Below are 25,431 nucleotides of genomic sequence, written 5' to 3'. Positions count from 1 at the left end.
TCAACTAATCAGTCAGGACATTATGAAAGTAAAAACGCAATTCTTCTATTTTGTATAAATCACCAACTGTTGATTTTGAAGGTTTAAAAAATCAACAAATTCGTATTTTGAAATAAAGCGAAGGGTAGTATTAATGAGGTATAGATTCAAGGGGAATTAATAAGCTGTAGTAGGAAATGAATAAAGAAACTCATTTTCTATAAAAAAAGCATTGTCATTGAATTGAGCTTTCTTACCTAAGGATAAATAAAAATTTACAAATACTTAAAGGTTCTTCCAATCCACTTAGATTATAGATCTTATAGTACTTGGCATTTGGATAACGAGTGAAATATCAGTTATTTATTAAGAGGACGATTGCTTTTTAAAAACTAGACCTCAAACCAACTTTAATGTGTATAGTTCAGCGCAACAAACAACTTGCGTTTTTCTTTTAATTTTCAAATAGGTCATTGTTCACCTGTAAAGGAAGCATCTTCTTTCAGAGGCTTTCATCTAGGGAAAAACAATAAATGAAACCGGCTTATAGTATTGATTTCATTTTGGAAAGGACGAAAATTATGATCGAAATCAGTAATCTATCTGAATATATCAAAGAATTTCAATTTGAAGAAAAGCAGTTAAAAGCACATCCGTTGATAAAAAATTATATTGAAAATCAAGTTCAAAAATTAAAAGAATTGATAGAAGCATTAACGTCCGCGAATTTTTGGATTGATATTCCAATAATTATGGGAATAGATTCTAAGTTAGTATTATTACGAGAACTCATTATCACTATTGAAGATTTTGATTTTTCAGACGAAGAAGTGTTAAAAATAGTAGAACAAGATTATCCATACTACAATAAAGAATTATGTGGATATAAATTGAATGATGTAACTAGCCATTCACTAATTTTTAAAATAAAGTGATCTGGAAAAAGAATCAAGGAAAAGTAGTCTTTTATAATATATTTTGAAGTCAGGTATGGAATCCTATGAAGACGTAATAAAATTTCTAACCGAACGATAGAGGACAGACGTGAAAAATTGCGAGAAGCTAAACGTGCTTATTGAATCCTATGCACTTACCAACTATGACACGGGAAAAGCAGAATTGGTCAAAGGTAATGCAGAAATGATCTATCTTATCATGAATCTGGGCATCTCTTCGACGTTTGGTCCACATCGGGAAGACTTTCACTAACTATCATTTAACAAAGATAGAAACTTTCATTCTTTAAATTTTGTTCTGGGGTTGTTAAAAAACAAAGAGGAACTATTATTACATAATACCAAGTATCTTATAAAAATAATGATTATTTTTGGTTGAAGGAACTCTGTCCTTGCTTGAAAAGTATTTACTATAGAATACATTATTACTACAATAGATGAGATATAAAAATAGGTGGTTAAAAAAATACCACGATGGAGTTGGCAGATGAAAAAGAAAATTTTTTCCTACATATCTTTGGCAAGTTTAATAGTACCTTCTTTTTTTGTTCCCATTGTGAATGTTCGATCAGATGAGCAACAAGAAAGTGTAGCACAAGCAACTAATGAAGAATCTGAAAATATGAGTAATTCGATTACAACGCTGGATTCTTCAACAACGCAAAGTGAATCTTCTGATACTTCGACAGAAGATAATAATGAATCCACGGAAGAAACAACAACGCAAAGCTCTTCTAACAACGCAAAATATTCTGGCGAAGATCAGGGGAATAGCCAAGTTGAAAATGAGACGACAAGTCAAAGTTCTGCAAATCCATCTGAGGTCGCAGTAAATAATGATCAAGAAGATTTTGCAGCTTGGCTTCCGGATCCAGCACTACAATCCGTAGTTGCTAAATCTTTAGGTATAGATGTGTCCGAAATCACGAAGGAACAGATGAGCAAACTTCAGACTCTCTATATCTACGCTGCAGATTCCGCTATTGCTGATTTGACAGGCTTGGAATATGCAACAAATCTATCATCATTTTATATGAGCGGCCAAAATCAGGTTACTGACTTTTCCGTTCTCACTTCGTTAAATAACTTAGTTTATGTATATTTGATGGGTGCTAATGTAACGGATGATAATGTACCAAACTTTGGTGCCAATTTAACTAGATTAAATCTTAGTTCCGCAAATGTAACCGATGCTGTATTTTCAAAAATAGTTAATATGAAAGGACTAGAGTCGCTAAGTTTCGAGTCCAATATGAATATTACGACAATTGCACCTCTGGTTGCATTACCAAATCTAACAGAATTAAGAATACAGTTCTGTGGCGTGACAGATTTTACTGTGATAAATGAGTTTCCCAAATTATCAAACTTAGCTGCTTATGGCCAAAACACAGGAAGAAATGATGCGATTACTTCATTATCTGCAAAAGAGTTAAATTACGATCCCGATAATCAATCATTTTTTGTTCCATTTTCCATTATGCCTAATCGTTTAACAAATTTTGATGGATATCAGCCTCCTTTTACAAAATCGAATAGTACTAGTCAGACGTACTTTGATTTGAATGGTGTACAGGTACCCTCCTCAAGATTAAGTATTACAGAAGATGGGATTACTGTATCTGGGGTTACTCAAAGTGAATTTGAAAGTATCGAAACAATGGAGTATAACGCACGACTGAATAATCCTGCCGGATCCTATGCTCATCCAGATGGATATAGTTTTTACGCCATTTCTTCAGGAACCTATTTGCACCAATTTTCGATCAATCATCAAGAAGCCGCTGCAGATGTTACGGTGAGTTATATTGATACTGAAGGGAATGAATTGAAGCCTTCTCAAAAAATTAGCGGTAATATTGGTGAATCTTTTGATGCAACAACGCCAGAGTATAAGTTAGAAATAGACGGGTATACTATAAAAGAAGTTCAAGGTAATCCGACGGGAACCTTCAGTGATACAGCGCAAGAAGTGGTGTACGTATATGAACGCAGCGATGCAGCACCAGTCACGGTGAAATATCAAGATTCCGAAGGGAATCAGTTGGCAGACCCAACGGTATTAAGCGGAAAAGTAGGGTTACCATATACAATCGAAGCCAAAGAGATCCCAGGGTGGTATGTAGTAGAAACCCCAGATAATGCTTCAGGCACCTTCAGTGACACAGCGCAAGAAGTGGTGTACGTATATGAACGCAGCGATGCAGCACCAGTCACAGTGAAATATCAAGATTCCGAAGGGAATCAGTTGGCAGACCCAACGGTATTAAGCGGAAAAGTAGGGTTACCATATACAAGCGAAGCCAAAGAAATCCCAGGGTGGTATGTAGTAGAAACCCCAGATAATGCTTCCGGCACCTTCAGTGATACAGCGCAAGAAGTGGTGTACGTATATGAACGCAGCGATGCAGCACCAGTCACAGTGAAATATCAAGATTCCGAAGGGAATCAGTTGGCAGACCCAACGGTATTAAGCGGAAAAGTAGGGTTACCATATACAATCGAAGCCAAAGAAATCCCAGGGTGGTATGTAGTAGAAACCCCAGATAATGCTTCCGGCACCTTCAGTGATACAGGGCAAGAAGTGGTGTACGTGTACGAACGCAGCGATGCAGCACCAGTCACGGTGAAATATCAAGATTCCGAAGGGAATCAGTTGGCAGACCCAACGGTATTAAGCGGAAAAGTAGGGTTACCATATACAAGCGAAGCCAAAGAGATCCCAGGGTGGTATGTAGTAGAAACCCCAGATAATGCTTCAGGCACCTTCAGTGATACAGGACAAGAAGTGGTGTACGTATATAACACTAAAGCGCATAATCCTAAGAACAATGGTAATTCAAATAATCATTTACCAAAAACTGGACAACAGATTAAAGGACAACTGATTTTAAGTAGTGTCGGAGCTTTGTTAGTCACACTCGTATTTGTAGCAATTAAAAAACGTAAAAGAAGTAATCGATAAGAGGAAGAAAGAGTGTTCAGAAAATGATCGTTTCTGGACACTCTTTTTGAATCAAATTTCTAATAATACTATTCGATATTGTGTATAGAAACCTACAATGAAATCTATGTCTAGATAAAATAGGAGTCGCTAAATATAAGAATAATTCATTTAAGGAATTGCAAACTTTAAAGTTCTTGATTCATTAATGTTTCACCTGTTTTTCATTTTTGATTAGGCTCTTTTTATTATGTTCATTTAAGCTAACGGTATAATTTTTTTGGAGGCTGATTTTTCATTGATAATTAAAATTTATTTATTGTGAATGATTATAAAAAGTTCTGAAAATACTAAAATAATAAAGGGAGTTTGTCAAATAATATAGAGAAGATAGCTCATTAATCAATCTGAAAAACACCTCTAGGCTAGAGATATAGCTTAGAGGTATTTTTATGACTAATTATGGTAAGATTATTAAATAAAAGTTGTCTTCATTTCAAATCGCATCGAATCCTCAAGTGGGGGAGATTAGTGAATGAAAAGGTCCATTTGGGGTGAGCTAATCTTTACAAGAAAAGAAGATTGATTTAGATAATGAAAGAACGGGGAGAAGAAATGAAAAAGAAACATAAAGTGATACAAATGTTGGGTGGGGCTACACTCTTATACATCTTAGCGGTCCTGTTTATAGGTGGCGCAACACTATTGCTGTTCAAAAATCTTACCTTTTTGATTGAGCCAGTAGTTAAAGTATTTCAGGTGGTTCTTCCTCCGTTAACTATGACGCTCGTTTTATATTTTGTACTTAAACCAGTTGTAAAGTTTTTGGTAGGGCTAGGACTTTCAAAAGTACTGAGTATTATTATTACATTATGCACACTTACTGCTGCCTTCATCTTGTCAACTGCCCTCGCACTGCCGTTACTTATCCAACAATTTGAACGATTGATCGAAAACTTCCCAAATTATTTGATTGAAGCTGAACGAGTAATAGAAACTTTTATACAAAATACTAGATATGAACAAGCATATCATGAGGGACTCGAGGTTCTGGCGAATTGGATAAATCAAGTTTCTAATAATGTGGGCGTATATCTGGGCAATATTATTTTCGGTGCTTCACAAGTGTTTTCAACGATTACCCATGTCCTATTGTTGTTATTGACAGTGCCGATCATCACGTTCTTTTTATTGAAAAATGACCGTCAATTTGTAGAGTATTCTTTAGGTATCTTCCCCCCTAGATTACGTCATGAAGTCAAAGAAATCATTCGGACAATGGAAAATCAGGTGGGCGCCTATCTAAAGGGCCAACTAGTCGTTTGTGTGATCATAGGAACATTGACTTTTATTGGCTTCTTAATTATCGACATGCCTTTTTCTGGAAGCTTAGCATTTCTTGTTGGCGCAACAGCTATCGTTCCTTATATCGGACCGGTTGTCGCCTTTTTCCCTTGTGCAATCATTGCAATCATGACGTCTCCTACGATGTTCATTCAGTTGTGCATTGTCTGGATCGTTGTTCAATTATTAAATGGGGAGCTGATCGAACCTCAGGTCATGGGAAAACATATGGTGATCCATCCAGTAACAATTATTTTTGTGCTATGGATAATGGGTGAACTTTTCGGCATGTTTGGGTTGATTTTCGGTATACCACTTTATGCAATCGTGAAAGTGTTAGTGGTGTTTGGGTTTCGAAAATTTAAGCAGCGATACAATCGCATATATGCGGAAGATGTTCCTTATGAAGAAACTGAATTTAGTTTAGAATCATACACTAAGAAAAGCAGCCATGGTTAACGAGGGAAACCTGTTGAACAAATGAATTCAAGTACGCATGTCCTGCTCAAATTGATCGTTTGAGTTAAATCATTTGCTTTGATAGTGAAAGAAAGAATTTTAATACATAGAGTGCTTGGAAATATCTATTTTCTGAGTACTCTATTTTTAGTTTGGGCCGATGAATTTCCGATAATTAAGTTTTCCAGTGTCAGAAATTCATTGGATCATGACTCCTTTTTAGCCATTCCAATAACTTGTCGTTTTTCTACGAAAGAGGCTGCTTGACTAAGCAGGAATCAACGCACAACAATGATAAGCGCCAGATGGATAGACTACCTATTTGACATCTGATTTCCCAAATGATATAGTTTCCAAATAGAAATCAATTTGAGGGGAAGTTTTCAATGAATAATTTAGAAGAGGTATTAGTAAACTTACAATGTGAATTGGTGGCGGAAAGAACCAGACTAAATCCTAAAACAATTAGTTGGCTTCAATATGATATTTTAAATATTCTAAATTCTGAAACTGAGATGCGCCCGTCAAAAATGAGTGTTTTGCTAGGAATTAGTAGGACAAAACTTTCAAAGGCGTTAAAAGAGCTAAAATTAATGAATTATATTCAACAGAAACCCAATGATGCAGATGGTCGAGAACTACTCACTTTTTTGACAATAGAGGGAAGTCATTTATTAACAACTATTGATAATGGACATACGCACTTATCTGAAATCGCAAATGCAGTTTTTAATCGGAAGGAAAAAGAGCAGTTCGCTGAACTAGCAAAGAAATATTTAGAAGCGCTTAAAACGGAAAGGCTGAGGTATGATGAATGATCTCATTTCTATCGAAGGAGCTAAAACAAACAATTTAAAAAATCTTTCTTTGAAACTTTCTAAGTATCAAGTAACTGTCGTAACAGGTGTTTCAGGCTCGGGAAAATCTTCTTTGGTATTTGATACCTTAGCAGCTGAATCCCAACGATTACTAAACGAGACCTATTCGAGTTATATCCAACAGCTACTACCTCACTATTCTCAACCAATCGTTGATAAAATAGAAAATCTACCAGTGTCTATTGTGATTAATCAGAAGAAACTAGGAGGAAATGCACGTTCCACAGTTGGAACTGTAACAGATATATATTCAAGTTTAAGGCTGCTATTCTCGAGGGTTGCAACCCCTTTTATTGGATATTCTATGAATTATTCGTTTAATAATCCCAAGGGCATGTGTGAAGTTTGTAAGGGATTAGGTGAGGTCAAAGAGATTGATGTCGATAAGTTAATCGATTTTGACAAATCTTTATCAGAGGGAGCTATTCAATTTCCTACTTTTCAACCGGGAGGATGGCGCCTGTCTAGGTATACAGAATCTGGTAATTTCGATAACAATAAAAAAATTAAAGATTACCTAGCAGAAGAATTGGACCGTTTACTAAATGATCTCGGCAGCACTCCAAGTAATCCTACGAATAAATGGCCAAAAACTGCACGTTATGAAGGGATCATTCCCAGAATTACCAAAAATTTTATCGAAAAAGAAAGCACGCAATATAGTGCACCATTAAATCACATTCTGCAAGTGAAAGAATGTCCCAATTGTCAAGGCACTAGAGTAAGTAAACTCGTTCGCTCTGCAAAGATAAATGGAAAATCGATCGCAGACTGTGTGAGGATGCCTATTCCTGAACTAAACAAATTTATTAAAGAGATTCATTCTTCTGCTGTTCAGGTGATTTTGAAAGATTTAAGTAAGAAACTACAGAGTTTGGAGGAGGTTGGCCTAGGCTATTTGTTTCTTAACCGTCCAACAGCAACATTATCTGGTGGAGAATCTCAAAGAATAAAAATGGTTAAACATCTTAACAGTGCACTTAGTGATATTCTATACATTTTTGATGAGCCTAGTATTGGACTCCATCCAGAAGATATTCAAAAAATAGCAAAGATAATTAGGGGGTTAAAAGATAAAGGAAATACTGTTGTTCTTGTTGACCATGATCCGGATATTATACAAATTGCAGACCATATCATTGAGATCGGTCCAGGATCCGGGGATAGCGGTGGAAAAATCACCTTTGAAGGAACCTATGATGAACTACTGAAGTCGAACACCATCACTGGAAGAGCGTTGGCAGATCAGTTGAACGTTAATACACAAAGACAACAATTTTCTTCCTATTACGAATTAAATGAGGTTAGTTTGCACAATGTTGTAAACGCTTCTGTGGTGTTGCCAAAACAAGCATTAACGGTTGTAACCGGAGTCGCTGGTTCTGGGAAGAGCACACTCATTCGCTATCTTTTTAAAAAAAAATATCCTGAAGCAAGTATATTAGACCAGAGTCAGATAAATGGCAACATTCGCTCAAATGTTCTCACGTATCTAAATGTCTTTGATAAAATTCGGAGCATCTACGCGCAATGTTCTGGTAAAAGTGCCTCTCTTTTCAGCTATAACGGTAAAGGAGCATGTCCTCTGTGCAAAGGCAAAGGAGTGATAAAAATGGATTTGGCTTTTATGGGGGATGCAGAGCAAGTTTGTGAGAAATGCCGAGGAAAAAGATATAACGATGAAGCCTTATCTATTTTATGGCATGGTTTCACTATTTACGATATTTTACAATTATCAGTTCGAAAAGCAGTAGATTTGTTTGATGATCGCTTATTGATCAGAACGATGCAAATTCTCATGGATGTTCATCTAGAGTATATGAAGTTGGGGCAGTCGCTAGATACATTTTCTGGTGGAGAACTTCAGCGTTTAAAGATAGCAAAAATAATTGCTCAAGATACTTCTAACTGTCTAATATTAGATGAACCATCTACCGGCCTTCATGAGGCGGATATTGACAAGTTGTTATTATTGTTAAATAAACTTTTGCAAAAAGGAAATACATTGATTGTTCTAGAGCACAATCTCAAAATAATAAGTCAGGCTCAATGGCTTATCGAAATGGGACCTGGCGGGGGGAACTTTGGAGGTAAAGTATTGTTTCAAGGGTACCCAATAGACTTATTAACGTTAGAAGATTCATACACAGCAAAACATCTGAAAAGATATACAAAAAACAACAATTAAAAAAGGTGTTTATAAGAATTTCAGTTCATGATTTTTTTAACAGCTATGTGATGGGCAGAAATTTAATAGCTTTTGATCTTCTTAATTTTTCGACAAAGAGTGTTAAGAAAGTGACGATTTCCTGAACACTCTTTTTAAATGCCATAATTGAAATTTATTGCTCTATTCTTGTGTACATAAACTCGTAACTAAATCATTGTTCAATTAAAAATTAGATTTATGATTATTAGGACAATTAATATAAAGGGACAGAAACATTAAAAATCAGTAATCAAATGGAATGAGATATGAGTGAAACAAGAGGACACTTTCTACAGTTTTAATAGTCAGACTACTCATTAGTATCAAAAGAAAAAACGTTGATTCTCTCTCATTTTCGCATCAAAATTCTTCAGTAATTGACCTGAAGGAAAAACACTTTATTCTTGTACAATTTGCTTAAAGCAGTTAGACTTATCCGGCCCTAAAATTTAGAAGCTTCGTTCTAACTCTCTGAGCCCGATCATTCGTAATCGGGTATTTTTGTTCTGCAAATATTATTAATAAATATAAAACTGATTTATAGGAAAGCCGAAGACATTTTAAAAGTTTATTATCTTTATAATAACAATTCGGAGCGTAAGGTAATGCCTCGCTAAAAAATAACTTATAATTCTTGAGAAGGAAAAACCAAAGAAATAAGCTAAACGAAAAAAAAAATTTAGACATATATTAATTTTTGTATAAATAAAACACTTAATAACGTGGATTATTAAGTGTTCTCATTTTTTGTTTAAAAAACTATTCTCCTAACAAATGAATAGATTACTTACGTGGAAGGAGGCCTAAAGGGAAAAAATGGCTATTTGTCAATAAGGACTGATGAGTTGTGCAAAATCAAATCTGGGTCAGAATGAACCTCATTCTGGCTCAGATTTTTTGTTATCTCACTTTGATTAATTGACTGATCAAAAAGATTCTAATTCTCATGTTCTCGAATGATTTAAATCTGTAGGATACTCGTTTCATTGTCTTTATGTGGGTATTCTTCGCTTCTATTTTTCCATTGGAATAAGGATAGATCATTGCGTTGGTGATGCCTTCTTCATAGGTCAGAAGGTTTTGAAGCTTCTCCCGAAAGCTGTCATCTAACGTTTCGGGAAGTTCTGTCAATAAGGAGAAAAATAAGTCAGGGTCTTTGTCTCGAAAGGCTTCAACTAATTCATGAAAAAAGGGATACGCCTCCTTCAGGGGCGTAGAAAACTCAAGCAATCGATCAATCATCATTGCTTCAGTAAGAAATGGGTATTTTGGTGCTCGGAAACTTTTCCATGTTTTGTATTCATAATGGTTGATGTTTGCACGATTTTTTAGCAAAAAGCGCCAGTTCTTTTTCAGTTTTTCTGCCTGGCTTTTCTGTCCGGCTTTACGAAGTTCATTCATTTCACGGATACGCAACTCATTGAACGCTTGATTCATGTGTTTGACAATATGAAACCGATCAATCACTACTTTCGCATTTGGCAGAACACGTTTGGTGAGCTGGAAGTAGGCGGCGTTCATGTCTGTCACCAAGAATTCTACTTCTTCTGGATTGGTACAACCTAAGAAATAGCTTGTTAATCGAGGTAATTTACGCGTAGGCAAAACATCTATTAATTTTCCTGTTTCGCCATCTGCGCAAATAAAGCTCATTTTATCTTCTATGGAAGCATGCGAACGAAATTCATCAACCATCAATACTCTGGGGAGAATCTTCTTAGATTGCTTTGGTAAATAGCTTTTAAACTCTTTCAATGTACGAATAACGGTGGTCAAAGATACCTGACAGCTTTTCGCAATAAAAGATAAAGATACTTTTTCAGTCAGTAAAGAAGCAATTTTATATCTAACATGATTTGCGATTGAATGTCTGGGTTGGACAAAATAACTTTGAGCAGTCCAATGGGTTCGGCAGTTTTTACAGGTATAGCGCTGCTTTTTTAGGCGCATAACCAAAGGCATATGATTGTATTGTTCAAAACGGACAATCGTTTCCTTCTTCCCATTTTTCACTATAATTGTTTTCCCGTTTCCATCTACCACAGTAGAACCACAACTTCTACAAGCACGAGGAGTAGGCGAGAGAACAGCATCGACGACCAACGTCTTTTTCTTCTGAAGGGTCTCGTAAGAGATCTCTGTAATCATCAAATCTTTCTCTGTTATTCTCAACATTTTTTTGATAGAATCATTCATATAGCATATCGTCCTCTCAGTTGTTTATTTTGTGGTGATTTAATCATACTAGAGAACGATATGTTTTTTAATACCTAAAATGAAAATGGGGCTGAAGAATCAATTCTGATTCATCAGTCCCATAAATTATAGAGCCAGAATTTTTTCTCTGTATTCTCCTGCTTTTTTTGAGAACAGAAACAACAAGCTTATTCCATGCACCCATTTTCTAAGAGTGAGTAATAAAGTAAATCAAGCCCATTATTGTTGCATGTGCAACAATAATGGGCTATTATAGTGCTAGATAGGGAGGGGATAGTTCGTGGAGGATATACTTCGTGAGATAGGTTCGATCAGTAGAATGTTGGAATCCATTGCTAATATTGAATTTAAAGAGGTTCAACTCAGTAAAGGACAATACATTTACTTAGTTCGTATATTTGAAAATGAAGGAATTATTCCTGAACGATTAGCCGAACGGATCAAAGTTGATCGCACGACTTTGTCCCGGGCGGTAAAAAAGTTAGAGGAAAATGGGTTTATTCTAAAAGAGTCAGACAAAGAAAATAAAAAAATCAAACACTTATACACAACCGCCAAAGGGAAACAAGCGGTTCAATTAATCATAAGAGAAAATAACTATTCAAATAAAGTAGCGATTCAACAGTTATCTGCTTTAGAAAGAAAAAATCTTGCGGAAATGCTGAAAAAAATAAAATCTTCGGTAGAAGTTGATTGGGTCAACGTCAAGAATGGGATCAAAAGAGACTATTAAACGAATAACGCCGCTGGGGAGATTGGATCTGATTGAATGTACATTCATGCTACCTAGGGTAGGAAGCACAGGTAGCTGATATTTGGTTAAAAAGGATATAGCTCGGCTGTCTGCTGAAAAAACAGAGATCCTGAAAAATAAAGGACATGAATTTGTTCAAATAAACTAAACAGGAGTGTAGAGAAAGTGAAGAAAATAATGATCGATCAAGAATTTTGGGCACTATTTCCAGAAGCACAAATCAACTGCCTTGTTGTAAAAAATATAAACAATGTTGCCGATGCTGCACACGAAACGTTTTTTACTGACTTGCTAAAAAGTAGTAAAGAACAAGCAAAGCGCTACTTAACAACCGACACCTTCAGTGAAAACCAAGTGATCCAAGAATGGCGAAGTGCTTTTCAGCAATTTAAAACGAAAAAAGGGGTACGCGCTTCCATCGAAGCACTGTTGAAACGGGTGAATCAAGACAGAGAATTTTCTCCCATCAATCCTTTAGTAGATATTTATAATAGTATTTCCTTGAAATATGGTGTCCCTTTAGGCGGAGAAGACCTCGATACAATCGTTGGCGACCTTCATTTAGGCGTTGCAAAAGGTGGCGAATCTTTCTTTCCCTTAGGTGCAGATACTGATTCCCCAGCCTTGGAAAAGGAAGTCATTTACTATGATGAGAAAGGTGCAATCTGTCGATGCTTAAATTGGCGGGAAGCTCAACGTACGATGCTAACAGAAGAGACCACCAATGCTGTTTTATTCATTGAATCGATCAATGAAACGCAACGGGCTCGGGCGAATGAAGCAATCAAAGAGTTAAGTCAGTTGGTTCAAGAGTATTTTAAAGTAGCAGGTAATGATTATGTGCTAAGTAAAGAAAGTCCTGAAATCATTTTGCAAGGGCGAGCTTCTTGTCTATAGGATAAGGATGTACACGTACTTTTTCTCGATTTTGCATACCATTCTCTCATTTTGATTGATCGGTCATCGTGAAAATCTTGACCCAAATATTCGGATGTGCAATAATTAGGTGGAATTTAAATAATGACATTAGATTTGTTCGCCGGAATAAATCTTATTGAAGTCAGAAAAACTAACCTTAGGCTTTTATGGTTAGTTTGTCTGACTTCTTTTTTGTTTTAGGAGGTATAGGCAGATGTTAAAAGAACAATTGAAAGAAAAAGGAAAGAGCCCTAACCAGTCGGGACTTTCCAGTAAAGAAGCAGAAATGAAGCTAGAAAAATATGGGTTTAATTCCATAGAAAGCAAAGACGAGAAGCATTTTTATGACTATTTGAAAGAGTCGATGAAGGATATTACCATCTTGATTTTAATCGTTGCAACGCTCTTATCTAGTTACGTTGCATTTCAAAACCACCCTGATGATTTTACGGAACCAATAGTCATCTTTTCAATTGTCATTCTTAATCTATATTTGTCGATTCGACAGCAAAAACATGCGGAAAAATCAATAAGTGAATTAAATAAGATAAGTGTTCCCGTAAGTAAAGTATTCAGAGATGGGGCGTTAAAAGAGATTGAAAGTTTGAACATTGTTCCTGGTGATATTGTTCAGTTGGCATTAGGGGACCGTATTCCAGCAGATGCTAAACTTTTAACTAGTAGTAATTTCTTTGTTGATGAATCGTTTCTAACTGGTGAAAGTGAACCAAGTGAAAAAGATCCCACCTATATTTCTTCTAAAGAAGATTCTTTAGGGGACAGAAAAGACTTGGTTTTTTCTGGCTCATTAGTAGTCACAGGAAAAGCAAACGTTCGAGTTGAAAAGACAGGAATGAATACGGAAATTGGTAAAATATCGAGCTTATTAAGCAAGGAAGAAACAACCATAGCACCTCTACAAATAAAAATGCAAAAACTTGGGAAAGTTCTAGGACTAATCGCTATTCTCTCTGGCTTTCTAGCGATTGCTATAGGAATCAGCAAAGGATTGTCTTTAGAGACCAGTATCATGACCGCAATATCCATGGCTGTTGCTGCTATTCCAGAGGTTTTGCCAGTCGTAGTAACAATCTCTCTAGCGGTTGGGATGAGAAATATGGCACTGAAGAAAACCATCGTTAGGACTCCTTCAACAGTAGAAACCGTTGGAGGTGTTTCAATCATCTGCTCAGATAAAACTGGAACGATTACGGAAAATAAGATGATCGTGAAAGAAGTTATTATCATGAAGGATAGACTGACTTCCTGCTTAGAAATAACAGAAGAGAAGGATAAAAATCTCTTATTTCTCTTCTATCTTGCTAGTTCGATGGAAGAAAATACAACAGTAACTAGTAATCCAACAGAGTTGGCGATCAGAAAAAAACTGGCATCGCTCTTCACTAAAGAGGAACTAGGTAAAGTCGCTTCAACCTTTGAACAGATTCATGAAGTTCCTTTTGATTCAAAACGAAAAAGAATGACTGTCTTATATAAAGTAAACAACCAATATGTTTCTGTCACAAAAGGGGCTTTTGATCGCTTGGATCTCATTGATGCGAACAACCCCACCTACGTGAGCAAGCATGATGAGTTGGCCAATCAAGCATACCGTGTTTTGGGCGTTGCTTATAAAAGATACGATGAAAAACCTACACGTCTTACTGAAGAAATTCTTGAAAGTCAGTTAGAGTTTGCAGGATTTGTTGGGATTATCGACCCAGCTCGGCCCGAAAGCTATACGGCTGTTTCTATTGCAAAACAAGCAGGGATTCAAACCGTAATGATCACAGGGGACCACTTACTAACAGCAAAAAAAATCGCAGAAGATGTAGGAATTCTCACCGATGGGAAAAAAGCAATGACCGGCGCGGATTTACATGAAATGAGCGATGAAAAATTAGCCCATGTGATTGATGACTATCGAGTCTTTGCCCGTACTTCCCCAGAAGATAAAATTCGAATCGTAAAAGCATTTCAAAAAAATGATGAGATTGTCGCTATGACTGGCGATGGTGTCAATGATGCACCTGCATTAAAAGCAGCTGATGTAGGGATCGCAATGGGAGGTGGCACAGAAGTAGCAAAGGAAGCTTCTGATATGGTTTTAGTAGACGATAATTTTGCGACGATTGTTCAGGCGGTTGAAGAAGGACGACGGGTATACAGCAATATCAGAAAATCATTATACGCGATGCTTGGTTGCAATATTTCTGCACTGACGATCGTTTTAATTTCCTTGCTCGTTGGGTGGGGAGCACCTGTTACAGCGGTTCAATTGTTAATCATAAAAGTAGTTGCAGATGGAATCCCAGGAATGAGTCTTAGCATTGAACCAGTCGATAAAAAAGCAATGATGGAAGCCCCGATCGCTAAATACACGAGCATTTTTGCGCAAGGATTATTGGTAAAAATTGTAGAAATCTCAATTGTTTTTACAGGCGTCACATTAGGCGCGATTCTAATTGGACGTCTAGAATCGATAGAGGTTTCGCAGACAATGACATTTATTGTATTGGGATTATCAACTATTGTGCATATGTTTAATTGTAGAAGTAAAGAATCTATTCTGAAGCTGCGTTTTTTGAGCAATCCGTTGTTAGTAATGACAACCTTCATAGGTGCATTGATCATTATCTTGTTAGTAACGATTCCATTCATGCAAACTATTTTTGGCTTTGTTTCTCTTCGTGCAGTTGACTGGCTATGGGTAATCGGCTTATCCATTTTTCCTTTAGTGTATATTGAAGTGAAAAAATACTTTGGTTTCTTCTAATAAGAATGATAAATAGAAAATCCTCTGTTAACAAATTTTCTTGAGAAATGAGGGAGGGCAAAAACTGGGAAGTTTTTGCGTCTCCTTTAATTATTTACAGACGCTTATGATTTCTGGTTTGATATTATTTAGAAGATATCAGAATGCATAGCAACTATTGTTGAAAGGAAGGAATCGGTAGTATGTTTCAGGAAAATCACCAGAAGTAGCTAAAAAAATCCCCTCTATTCTACTCTCTTTTTCAAGAATTCCTGTTAAATGGTAGGTTTTATGTCAAAATGAAAGGTAGAAATCGATGAGGAGTTGTTGAAATGAAGGAAACAATATTAGCAATGAAGCTGAAAGAATATAGAGAAAAAAACAAGCTAACACAAAGTATGCTAGCAGAATTATTAGAAGTAAGTGACAAGACAATCTCAAAATGGGAGTTAGGTGCTACGTACCCTAGCAAAAAAAATATGATCAAAATAGCCGAAGAATTGGATATCTCATTAGAAACATTACTTTTGGAAGAAACTAAGAAAGACAATGATGATTTAAAAGTAAGTATCAAGTATGGGGTGATTAGTTTTTGCTTTCTCTTTTTTGTCACGATGATCGTTACTTCGTTCAATCAAGACTTCAGCACGATTATGAATCTTTCTATTCAAGAAAAATTTGGTGTACTTTTAAACACTGCTTTAAAATTATTGAGCATCTCGGTGCCGCCAGCGATCATCATTGGCTCCGTGTTTTATTTTTATATCTTCCCTAAAAATAAAAAAGAGAACGAACCATTTCCTCGGTTTCGACAGAAATGGTAGATTAGGATAATTGTTTGGGGCTCTTTATTTACCTTTAGTCGATGCAGAAAAAAAGTTGAATAGAGCATTAAGTATTCGTTACGAAGTGCCATTTATAAATCGATAAATTGATTTTTATTCAATAGAACGAAAACCTCTCATCCATTTGAGAGGTTTTTTTAGCGGGACAAAAGAAAAATCAATCACGAATCAGAAACTGAAAATCGGCTGTTCTCATTGCGTAATCTTACGGATGTTGTAATAACTCATTTAGGTATCTTCGTTTAGCTTAAAGAAATAAATTAGGTCACGGCAATCCGCACTGTGATTTCTTTATTTTGAAACGCTTTTTATAGAAACGTACAAGATTCTCTATTCTTCAAGAACAATCGCGGCTCCACGGGCTGCCACCACAATTAACCTAATATAAGAAGCTACAAATTGATTGTAGCAAATATTTTTAAAAACGAGAATCTGATAGGGGTTATAGATATTTTCTTCATCAAAAAAACCCGTTTTCATTCCGTTCCTTAGTTATGAGCAAACCAATATCAATATCGTGTCGGGTAGCCCACAGTCAAGTACCTATGAGAAAAGCAGATAATATACTTGGATATAAAACACCATTCTCGTACACTGTTATACCAAAATGTTAGTTCTCTAGTGAGAAGCATCCAAAGTCTGTAGTTCTAATATTTTAATGCCATGAAAAAAATAGAAATTCCTGTGCACACAAAAAAAGGATAATAGAAAAAGTATGATTATTTTTTTTGATTAAATAATTATATGGATGAGATGTTTAAGATGAAGAAATAATAGGTATTAAGCCCCCTTTGAATTTTAGGTTACACACTTTTAATATGCACATTATAAATCTTCACATTTAGCAAATAATTTTATGTACTAACCTTAGTGGGGGGGATGAATTAAAATGTGTAGTTTAATGCGAAGATACCTTTTGTTAAATTGAAACGAGGAGAAACGAATGAAAAATAAGAATATGCAACTATTTTTAGTCGGGTTATTGTTAGGCTCTATGGTAACGAATCCAATACAAGCTTTGACCGATACCTTTGGAACGGAAATCGCTCAGAAACAAGAAGCGGGCAATCTTTCATCAGAATCTTTGAATAACTTTGAAAAAAGTGGAATTCAGGAACAGCTGTCTGATAATAAAGATATAGTTTCTGAAAGTGAAGCGAAGGAAAACCCTTTGGTGGATGAAATGTCAAGCAGTCTAGAAGAAGGTGCTGCTATTAATGAGGAGCAATCGGATAAGAGTAAAGAACTGTCCGAAAGCCAGTCATCTGAATCCGATACGAGCGAAAGTGTAACAGATAATGCTGACCAGAATCAAACTCAAAAAAAAGATTCGAAGATGCGTATGATTCCAACGGAAGCTTCAGAGTTGTTCATTTATGACTTAACAGTTGAATATGATCCTCTTAATATTAAACCATTGGTAATCGATTTACCCATTCCTGAAAAAAATATACAGGATGAACTATATTTTCATCTTATGTTAGGTGGGGATGACGGGAATTTTTACGAGTACAAATCGGATCAGCAATATTTCATGACAGGTTCATCATATACCAATCCAGTAATAGGGGTGAATACTATAGAAATACCATGGAGTAGTTTCACGCAAGGTTGGAGCCCGGACGATTTTGAATATTTTGGGTTTACTGTGGTTATTCCTTATAAAGATGCTAACGGGAATGACCTATTTACAGCCACGTATAATATCCGTTTTACAAACAGTCACTTAACCATTAAATATGTAGATGAATCAGGTAATGAAATCTATCCGTCACGTAGAATAGATGATAGTACAAACCAGCCCTATGACGTTTCAACTAGTGACTATATTCCAGATATTCCTGGATATGAATTAGATACAAGTAATTTACCTGTCGATGCTATTGGAAAATTTAAACGTGGTGAGTTTACAGTTACCTATGTTTATCAGAAAGCGCAAATTGATTACACCGATATTTTGATTAAAGATAGTACTATTTATACACAGGACACATGGTCACCAGTTGATAACTTTATCGAAGCTTCATCAAAAGAAGGAAACCAGCTAACTTATGAGGAATTTTTGGCAAACGGCGGGATTGTTTCTGGTACAGTAGACACACAGACAGCGGGTACTTATACGATTAGTTATACTCTCAATAATCTAACCAAGGATGCAACAATAGTTGTTAAGCCTCGGCTGACCGCCATAAATGTCTCTGACTCAACAATCTATGTGGGTGATCCATGGCAAGCAGAGGATAATTTTGAGAGTGCATTAGACAAAGATGGCAACGATGTTGATTTTTCATCCCTAACGGTAGATGCCAGTAAAGCAGATACAAATAAAGCAGGGAGCTTTGAAGTCACATACACGTATGATGGTGTGACGAGTACAGCGGTTGTTACAGTCAAAGAAAAACAAACCGCGGTGAACGTCCATGATTCCACGATTTATGTGGGAGATTCATGGCAAGCAGAGGATAACTTCGATACTGCATTAGATAAAGATGGCAACGACGTTGCACTTTCAGATCTGACGGTCGATGCTAGTAAAGCCGACACGAGTAAAGCAGGTAGCTTTAAAGTCACTTATACGTATGATGGTGTAACCAGTAAAGCAATCGTGACAGTCAAAGAGAAAATGACAGCCGTTAATGTTCATGACTCAACGATCTACGTGGGGGATAACTGGCAAGCAGAGGATAATTTCGATAGTGCGTTAGATAAAGATGGTAATCTGGTAGATTTCCAAGAACTAACGTTCGATGCCAGCAAAGCAGATACGAGTAAAGCTGGGACCTTTGAAGTCGCATATACGTACGATGGTGTAACGAGTATAGCAATCATTACGGTCAAAGAAAAAATGACAGCCGTCAATGTCCACGATTCTACGATTTATGTGGGTGATCCATGGCAAGCAGAGGATAACTTCGATAGTGCGTTAGATAAAGATGGAAACGAAGTGGCATTCTCAGCCCTGATGGTGGATGACAGTAAAGCAGATACAAATAAAGTAGGGAGCTTTGGAGTCACGTATACGTATGACGGTGTAACGAGTACAGCGACTGTTACAGTAAAAGAGAAAATGACAGCCGTCAATGTCCATGATTCTACGATTTATGTAGGAGATACTTGGCAAGCAGAAGATAACTTCGACAGTGCGTTAGATAAAGAAGGCAACGAAGTGGCATTTTCAGCTATAACAGTAGATGACAGTAAAGCCGACACGAGTAAAGCAGGGACCTTTGAAGTCGCGTATGCGTATGATGGTGTAACGAGTATAGCGATCATTACGGTCAAAGAAAAAATGACAGCCATCAATGTTCACGACTCCACGATTTATGTAGGAGATAACTGGGAAGCAGAAGATAATTTCGATAGTGGTTTGGATAAAGATGGTAATTCAGTAGATTTCCAAGATTTGATTGTCAATGTTAGTCAAGCAGATACAAGTAGAGCAAGGAGCTTTGAAGTCACGTATACGTATGACGGTGTAACCAGTACAGCGACTGTCACAGTCAAAGAAAAACAAACTGCTGTCAATGTCCACGATTCCACGATTTATGTGGGGGATAACTGGGAAGCAGAAGATAATTTCGATAGTGCGTTAGATAAAGAAGGCAACGACGTCGCATTTTCAAACCTGAGAGTAGACGCAAGTCAAGTTGATCCGAGCAAAGCAGGTAATTACGAAGTAACGTATAGTTATGATGAAATTATGGTGACGGCTATCATCACAGTAAAAGAAAAACCTAGCCAAGAAGAATCTGCAGATGATTCAACGCATACTTCACAAGAACAACAGAAAGAGAATCAGAAAAAAGGAGCTTCTGATAGTAGGAAACATGAAGCATTTCCTAAAACAAATGAAAGTAAGTCAGTAGCAGAATTTGCAGCAGGTTTCATAATTGTGTTATTGGTGAGTTCAGTTTTCTTTTGGAAAGAAAGAAAAGCGAATAAATCGTAATGATTAAATAAAGTACTTGGGATTCATTCCCAAGTACTTTATTTGTGTATGATAAATTTTTATCAGAACCAAAGGTATAAATGAAGCCTGATAGTCGCAAGTTATTATTTGTCAAAAATGATTGGCACAAGACTCTCAGAATTTAGTATCAATTTTTAAAGAGAGTATTGAAAAAATAGTACCAAGATAACGAGCAGTGTATGGGCATGGACTAAGCCGTTCTATTATAGATGTATCACTTCAATAGATAATTCACATGCTTTCTTGAAAAAAGAAATTTCTTCCTAACAATGAATGAATAGATCGTATGTTGAGTATTTGTACCCGAGAAAAATGCACATCTATAACCTTTACAAACTGAATTTTTCCTTTTGGATGTGCTGTTTTTCCAAATAAACACATTGAATCAGAAAAAGTAACTCAGCCCATCGTCCGTCATTTTCTATCGAGTTCAAATAAAACACTTTTTTCTTAGAATCGGATCGTACTAATGTATCAGTAACGACGATATCGGCTATCTCGTAATTATCGGTAATATTGATGTGTTCTTTATTAAAGAAGTTCATAAGACTATTTTCAATATAAAAACTGGCGGAATAGTCCTTTACTAGTTGTAAGTAGATTGAAACTTCTGTCTTTATATTAGCGGTGTGGAGCGTATAGAGCAGACTTGATAAATATTTGGTGTGATTTTCATCTTTGGTGTAGATAGAAACAGTTTTTTTTATGACATTCATATAGTCATTTTGAACATTTGATCGAAAAAATAAAGGTGGAATAAATAGTTGGGCGAAGCAGTCAATCGTATCTCCTATCAAAAAATAAAAAGCGTTGAATAAGGTTAAATAGTAGAGAACAAGATGCCTGTTCTGATCAGAGAGTTTGTCGTTTATTAGAACAGAACTAGCTGCCAAAACGTCGCGAGAGAAAGTGCAATAAGAATGATCTGATTCGAAAAAAGTTTTTCCTAGTTTTATCTTTTCTTCTATAGGGATAATGTCTGAAATGAAAAGATGGGAAAGAAAATTAAAATAGAGAATCTCGTTATTTTTCGTACTATCATCAAGGGATCCGAAGCTGTTTTTTTGAAAGATTACTGCTGCATCAAAACTTTCAAAAATAATTGTAAACAATGTTCGAGTCAATAAGGATTCTGGTTGAACCAAACGATGATTACTATGGATTCTTGTTTGCAAAATAGCATATAAAATATAAAGTGATCTATTTTTTGTAAAAGAACGTTTGTAAGATTCTTCCAGGATTTCTTCGGGAACTGATGCGCGAATACTGTGAAGGGAGATATCTTGAAATGGCCACTCTAAATCATGAAAAGAATCTTGCAAGTATAGATAAGAGAACAAGCGAATATTCATTTCATCTCCAACTAAAGTATAGTAGCCTTCCCTAACTGTAATGCGGAAATCAAAACTTGAGAAAAACTCATTTAATTTTTGGGTTAGTATGTTTAGGTAACTAGGGGAGATAAAGAGCTCATTTAATATATGATCTTTATTCAGTGAGCTTCTAGTGAGCAATAACACTGTATAATTAAAAGCTGCATTGTTTTTTAATAGGTGCAATTTCAGAGAGTAGGCGGAAGAGACTGAATGTTCTTTGAATTCAGAGTTGATTTGCACCACACCAGAGTTTTTTATGAAGATAAAATTATTGATACTCTGAAATTCCTCAAAATGTTTATTGATGATTGTTAAGGTATCCCGTACTTTTCGAGGAGTGATCTGCAGGCTTTCGGCAATTTCTTTTGTGGTTGTTTGTTCTTTGTTTATGATAAAAAATAAAACAGATATTTCCCTTCTTAAGTAATCAGGTATCATACAATTCCCCCCTTTCTCCAACACAATTTCCGTACATTGGTATACCAGAATTGTAGATAGCGAGCGCTTTTTCTGTGTGCTATCATACCACCATGATTTAAAAAACGCAAAATAATCTAACGTTTTTTTATTGCTAATAAATTTATTAATTACAAATAAATGTTGTGCGAAAATAATTTTCATTAATAAATTGAATATGTGATAAATGTAAGAAAGAAAGGCAGCGCTAAAAATGAAAAAAAGATTAGTAATACTTTTTAGTATGTTTATATTGACAATCCCTTCTGTGATAAATTCCAGCCAAGTCGTAGCTGATGTTATTGAAAATCGGCTAACACAAAATGAAGAAAATCTTACTCCAAATGAAACAAGCATTGATGATAGTGGAGAAAAAACTTGTGAAAGTAATACAATGAGTAAAGAGACCGTTGTTAACACTAATACTTTAAAAAGTGGATCGCAGACCGATGGGGCTGATTTTGTCAGTGAAACCGTTGCAACTAAGGAGAGCGTTGAACACACTGAACCAACGGAAAGTAAGACAGTTTCGAGTGACCAAAAATTAAGTAGTAAGGAGGGGGGCAATGACAAGGAGAAGCAAGCAAATAGTTCCGCTGTTAGCGACATAGCTACGGGAACAAATGGAACGAGTGCTTGGGTAATTGATGAAAATGGGATTTTACATATTTACTCAGGGAAGCTTCCTGAATTTCCAGCGGGAGGTGATAAGCCATCGTGGTTTGACTACGGACAGTCAATTAAAAAAGTTGTGTTGGAGGGAGAGGTGATTGCAGGCACTCACCTTGACTATTTTTTTGCGTACCTTACAAATGTAACTCAAATTGATAATTTAAATTTCTTGAATACGAATGCCACAACAACTATGATAGGTACTTTTCAACATCTGCCTGCACTTAAACAAATAGACGTATCCGGTCTTAATACGGCTAGTTTAGTTTCAATGGATTCTATGTTTTTTGGTTCAAGTGCACTTACGACTTTAGATATTTCAAGTTGGGATATGTCTAATATTGATACGTGGAAGTATGACACTAGCGCATTTCCTCCTAACTTGAATTATATAACTTTAGGTAAAAAAACAGTACTTGGCGGCTATTATTTAAATGCGCCACCGAATGACGGAGTTTACGGTGGTGTTTGGATAAATGTTGAAACTAAAGCTAGGTATGATAGAGAAAAACTAACTAAAACCTATGATGGTGATACGATGGCTGGCGACTATATGTGGGCGAAAGTTCCTAAATTAAATGTAAGGAACATTACCTTATATACAGGGGAAAGCTGGAACCCACAAGATGGTTTTATTTCTGCCTCAGACGATTTGGGAGATGAACTATATTCTCTGACTAATGATATTAAGATCCTTGGTGATCAAGTAGACTTAAGTTACCCAGGCGTTTATGAAGTAGAATATCGGTACTATTATAATAGTGCCAATACTACTAATTCTGTCAGCGGTATCTCTAAAGTGACAGTAAAAGATAATAAAACGACAGTCAATGTTCATGATTCCACGATCTATGCAGGAGAAAGCTGGCAAGCTGAGGACAACTTTGATAGTGCATTAGACAAAGAGGGCAATTCGATATACTTCCAAGACCTTGTGGTTGATGAGAGTAACGCCGATACGAGTAAAGCAGGAACCTTTGAAGTCAAGTACACGTATGATGGTGTAACCAGTATAGCAACCGTGACAGTCAAAGAAAAACAAACGACAGTCAATGTTCATGATTCCACGATTTATGTGGGGGATAACTGGCAAGCAGAAGATAATTTCGATAGTGCGTTGGATAAAGATGGCAACGATGTTGATTTTTCAGCTTTAACTGTCGATGCTAGTAAAGCCGACACGAGTAAGGTAGGTAGCTTCGAAGTTGCCTATACGTACGACGGTATAACCAGTACAGCGATCATTACGGTCAAAGAAAAAATGACAGCCGTCAATGTCCATGACTCAACGATCTACGTGGGGGATAACTGGCAAGCAGAGGATAACTTTGATAGTGCATTAGATAAAGATGGTAATTCAGTAGATTTCCAAGATCTTGCAGTCAATGATAGTGAAGCCGATACGAGTAAAGCAGGCAGCTTTGACGTCACCTATACGTACGATGGTGTAACGAGTACAGCGGTTATTACGGTCAAAGAAAAAATGACCACCGTCAATGTCCATGACTCAACAATCTATGTGGGGGATAACTGGCAAGCAGAGGATAACTTTGATAGTGCATTAGATAAAGATGGTAATTCAGTAGATTTCCAAGATCTTGCAGTCAATGATAGTGAAGCCGATACGAGTAAAGCAGGCAGCTTTGAAGTTACCTATACGTATGATGGTGTAACGAGTACAGCGATCATTACGGTCAAAGAAAAAATGACAGCCGTCAATGTTCATGACTCAACGATCTATGTGGGAGATAACTGGGAAGCAGAAGATAATTTTGATCGTGCATTAGATAAAGATGGTAATTCAGTAGATTTCCAAGATCTTGCAGTCAATGATAGTGAAGCCGATACGAGTAAAGCAGGCAGCTTTGACGTCACCTATACGTACGATGGTGTAACGAGTACAGCGGTTATTGCGGTCAAAGAAAAAATGACCACCGTCAATGTCCATGACTCAACAATCTACGTGGGGGATAACTGGCAAGCAGAGGATAACTTCGATAGTGCGTTGGATAAAGATGGTAATCCGATAGATTTCCAAGAACTGACGGTCGATGCTAGTAAAGCAGACACGAGTAAAGCAGGCAGCTTTGAAGTCACGTATACGTACGATGGTATAACGAGTACAGCGATTGTCACAGTTAAAGAGAAAATGACAGCTGTCAATGTCCATGATTCTACGATCTATGTCGGAGATAAATGGACGGCAAAAGAAAATTTTGACAATGCATTAGACAAAGCAGGAAAGAAAGTCGTGTACGAAGACTTGACAGTAGACGCAAGTCAAGTTGATACGAGCAAAGCAGGTAGGTACGAAGTATCGTATAGTTATGATGGAATTACGGTAACGGCTACAGTCACAGTAAAAGAAAAACCTAGCCAAGAAAAACCTAGCCAAGAAAAACCTGAAGATGATTCAACGCATACGACACCAGAACAAAAGAAAGAGAATCGGAAAAAAACAACTTCTGATAGTAAGAAACAGGTAACACTTCCTAAAACAAATGAAAACAAATCAGTAGTTGAATTAGTAGCAGGTGTCATAATTGTGCTTCTAACAGGTGTAATTTTCTTTTGGAAAAAAAGAAAAGCGAATAAAGCGTAATGGCTAAAAAATAAAGTATTCGGAAATTATTTCCGGGTACTTTATTTTATTTGAAAAAGACTTCAGCCAAGCTTCTCTTTCTTGATAGTTGAGAGAT

Annotated in this window: 14 protein-coding genes; 12 read left to right on the top strand and 2 right to left on the bottom strand. The window is 36.3% G+C overall.

What is annotated here, in order from left to right; all coding sequences use genetic code 11:
- The first annotated feature begins 560 nt into the window (after positions 1–560).
- The 6 genes from IGI88_RS05835 to IGI88_RS05810 all read left to right on the top strand — a co-directional run bounded on the left by IGI88_RS05835 (position 561) and on the right by IGI88_RS05810 (position 8,748).
- Positions 561–914: a DUF7006 family protein gene (locus IGI88_RS05835; protein WP_008381652.1), complete on the top strand. Its 354-nt coding sequence runs from the start codon at positions 561–563 to the stop codon at positions 912–914.
- 109 nt (positions 915–1,023) lie between these two features.
- Positions 1,024–1,188 carry an N-acetylmuramoyl-L-alanine amidase gene (locus IGI88_RS05830; protein ID WP_223347136.1) on the top strand — a complete coding sequence of 55 codons (165 nt, stop codon included), beginning with the start codon at positions 1,024–1,026 and terminating at the stop codon, positions 1,186–1,188.
- A 369-nt stretch (positions 1,189–1,557) separates the two neighbouring features.
- The gene (locus IGI88_RS05825) at positions 1,558–3,900 is read left to right on the top strand and encodes a MucBP domain-containing protein (protein ID WP_429960275.1); all 2,343 of its coding nucleotides are present in this window, start codon (positions 1,558–1,560) and stop codon (positions 3,898–3,900) included.
- A 573-nt stretch (positions 3,901–4,473) separates the two neighbouring features.
- Entirely contained in the window at positions 4,474–5,682 is a 1,209-nt protein-coding gene (locus tag IGI88_RS05820) for an AI-2E family transporter (RefSeq protein ID WP_016612170.1), read from the top strand.
- A 386-nt stretch (positions 5,683–6,068) separates the two neighbouring features.
- Positions 6,069–6,500, top strand: coding sequence for a MarR family winged helix-turn-helix transcriptional regulator (locus tag IGI88_RS05815; RefSeq protein ID WP_016612169.1), 432 nt, complete (start codon positions 6,069–6,071; stop codon positions 6,498–6,500).
- Positions 6,493–8,748: an ATP-binding cassette domain-containing protein gene (locus IGI88_RS05810; RefSeq protein WP_086372947.1), complete on the top strand. Its 2,256-nt coding sequence runs from the start codon at positions 6,493–6,495 to the stop codon at positions 8,746–8,748. The genes IGI88_RS05815 and IGI88_RS05810 overlap by 8 nt, the downstream gene beginning before the upstream one ends.
- 921 nt (positions 8,749–9,669) lie before the next feature.
- On the opposite strand, the gene IGI88_RS05805 is transcribed toward IGI88_RS05810, so the two are convergent.
- The gene (locus tag IGI88_RS05805) at positions 9,670–10,965 is read right to left on the bottom strand and encodes an ISL3-like element ISEfa11 family transposase (protein WP_086332755.1); all 1,296 of its coding nucleotides are present in this window, start codon (positions 10,963–10,965) and stop codon (positions 9,670–9,672) included.
- 301 nt (positions 10,966–11,266) lie between these two features.
- Between IGI88_RS05805 and IGI88_RS05800 the strand changes: the two genes are divergently transcribed.
- The 5 genes from IGI88_RS05800 to IGI88_RS05780 all read left to right on the top strand — a co-directional run bounded on the left by IGI88_RS05800 (position 11,267) and on the right by IGI88_RS05780 (position 20,207).
- A complete protein-coding gene (locus tag IGI88_RS05800) occupies positions 11,267–11,719 on the top strand; it encodes a MarR family winged helix-turn-helix transcriptional regulator (protein ID WP_086332754.1) in 453 nt (150 codons plus the stop codon).
- A gap of 198 nt (positions 11,720–11,917) precedes the next feature.
- Positions 11,918–12,637 carry a B3/B4 domain-containing protein gene (locus tag IGI88_RS05795; protein ID WP_086298847.1) on the top strand — a complete coding sequence of 240 codons (720 nt, stop codon included), beginning with the start codon at positions 11,918–11,920 and terminating at the stop codon, positions 12,635–12,637.
- Between the two features lie 235 nt (positions 12,638–12,872).
- Positions 12,873–15,434, top strand: a complete 2,562-nt coding sequence (locus tag IGI88_RS05790; protein ID WP_016620264.1) for a cation-translocating P-type ATPase — start codon at positions 12,873–12,875, stop codon at positions 15,432–15,434.
- Positions 15,435–15,745: 311 nt separating this feature from the next.
- Positions 15,746–16,237 carry a helix-turn-helix domain-containing protein gene (locus IGI88_RS05785; RefSeq protein ID WP_429960274.1) on the top strand — a complete coding sequence of 164 codons (492 nt, stop codon included), beginning with the start codon at positions 15,746–15,748 and terminating at the stop codon, positions 16,235–16,237.
- A 964-nt stretch (positions 16,238–17,201) separates the two neighbouring features.
- Entirely contained in the window at positions 17,202–20,207 is a 3,006-nt protein-coding gene (locus tag IGI88_RS05780) for a bacterial Ig-like domain-containing protein (protein ID WP_429960273.1), read from the top strand.
- A gap of 350 nt (positions 20,208–20,557) precedes the next feature.
- Here IGI88_RS05780 and IGI88_RS05775 read toward each other — a convergent pair whose 3' ends face one another.
- Entirely contained in the window at positions 20,558–22,042 is a 1,485-nt protein-coding gene (locus tag IGI88_RS05775) for a helix-turn-helix domain-containing protein (protein WP_429960272.1), read from the bottom strand.
- A gap of 412 nt (positions 22,043–22,454) precedes the next feature.
- Here IGI88_RS05775 and IGI88_RS05770 point away from each other — a divergent pair, with 412 nt between their 5' ends.
- A complete protein-coding gene (locus tag IGI88_RS05770) occupies positions 22,455–25,334 on the top strand; it encodes a bacterial Ig-like domain-containing protein (RefSeq protein WP_429960271.1) in 2,880 nt (959 codons plus the stop codon).
- Positions 25,335–25,431: the final 97 nt, after the last annotated feature.

It is taken from the genome of Enterococcus sp. AZ179, from assembly GCF_050498885.1.
In the GTDB taxonomy this organism is placed as follows: domain Bacteria; phylum Bacillota; class Bacilli; order Lactobacillales; family Enterococcaceae; genus Enterococcus_D; species Enterococcus_D entomosocium.
Note: the sequence above shows the minus strand (reverse complement) of the source record. Positions and strands in the feature narration are given on the sequence as shown.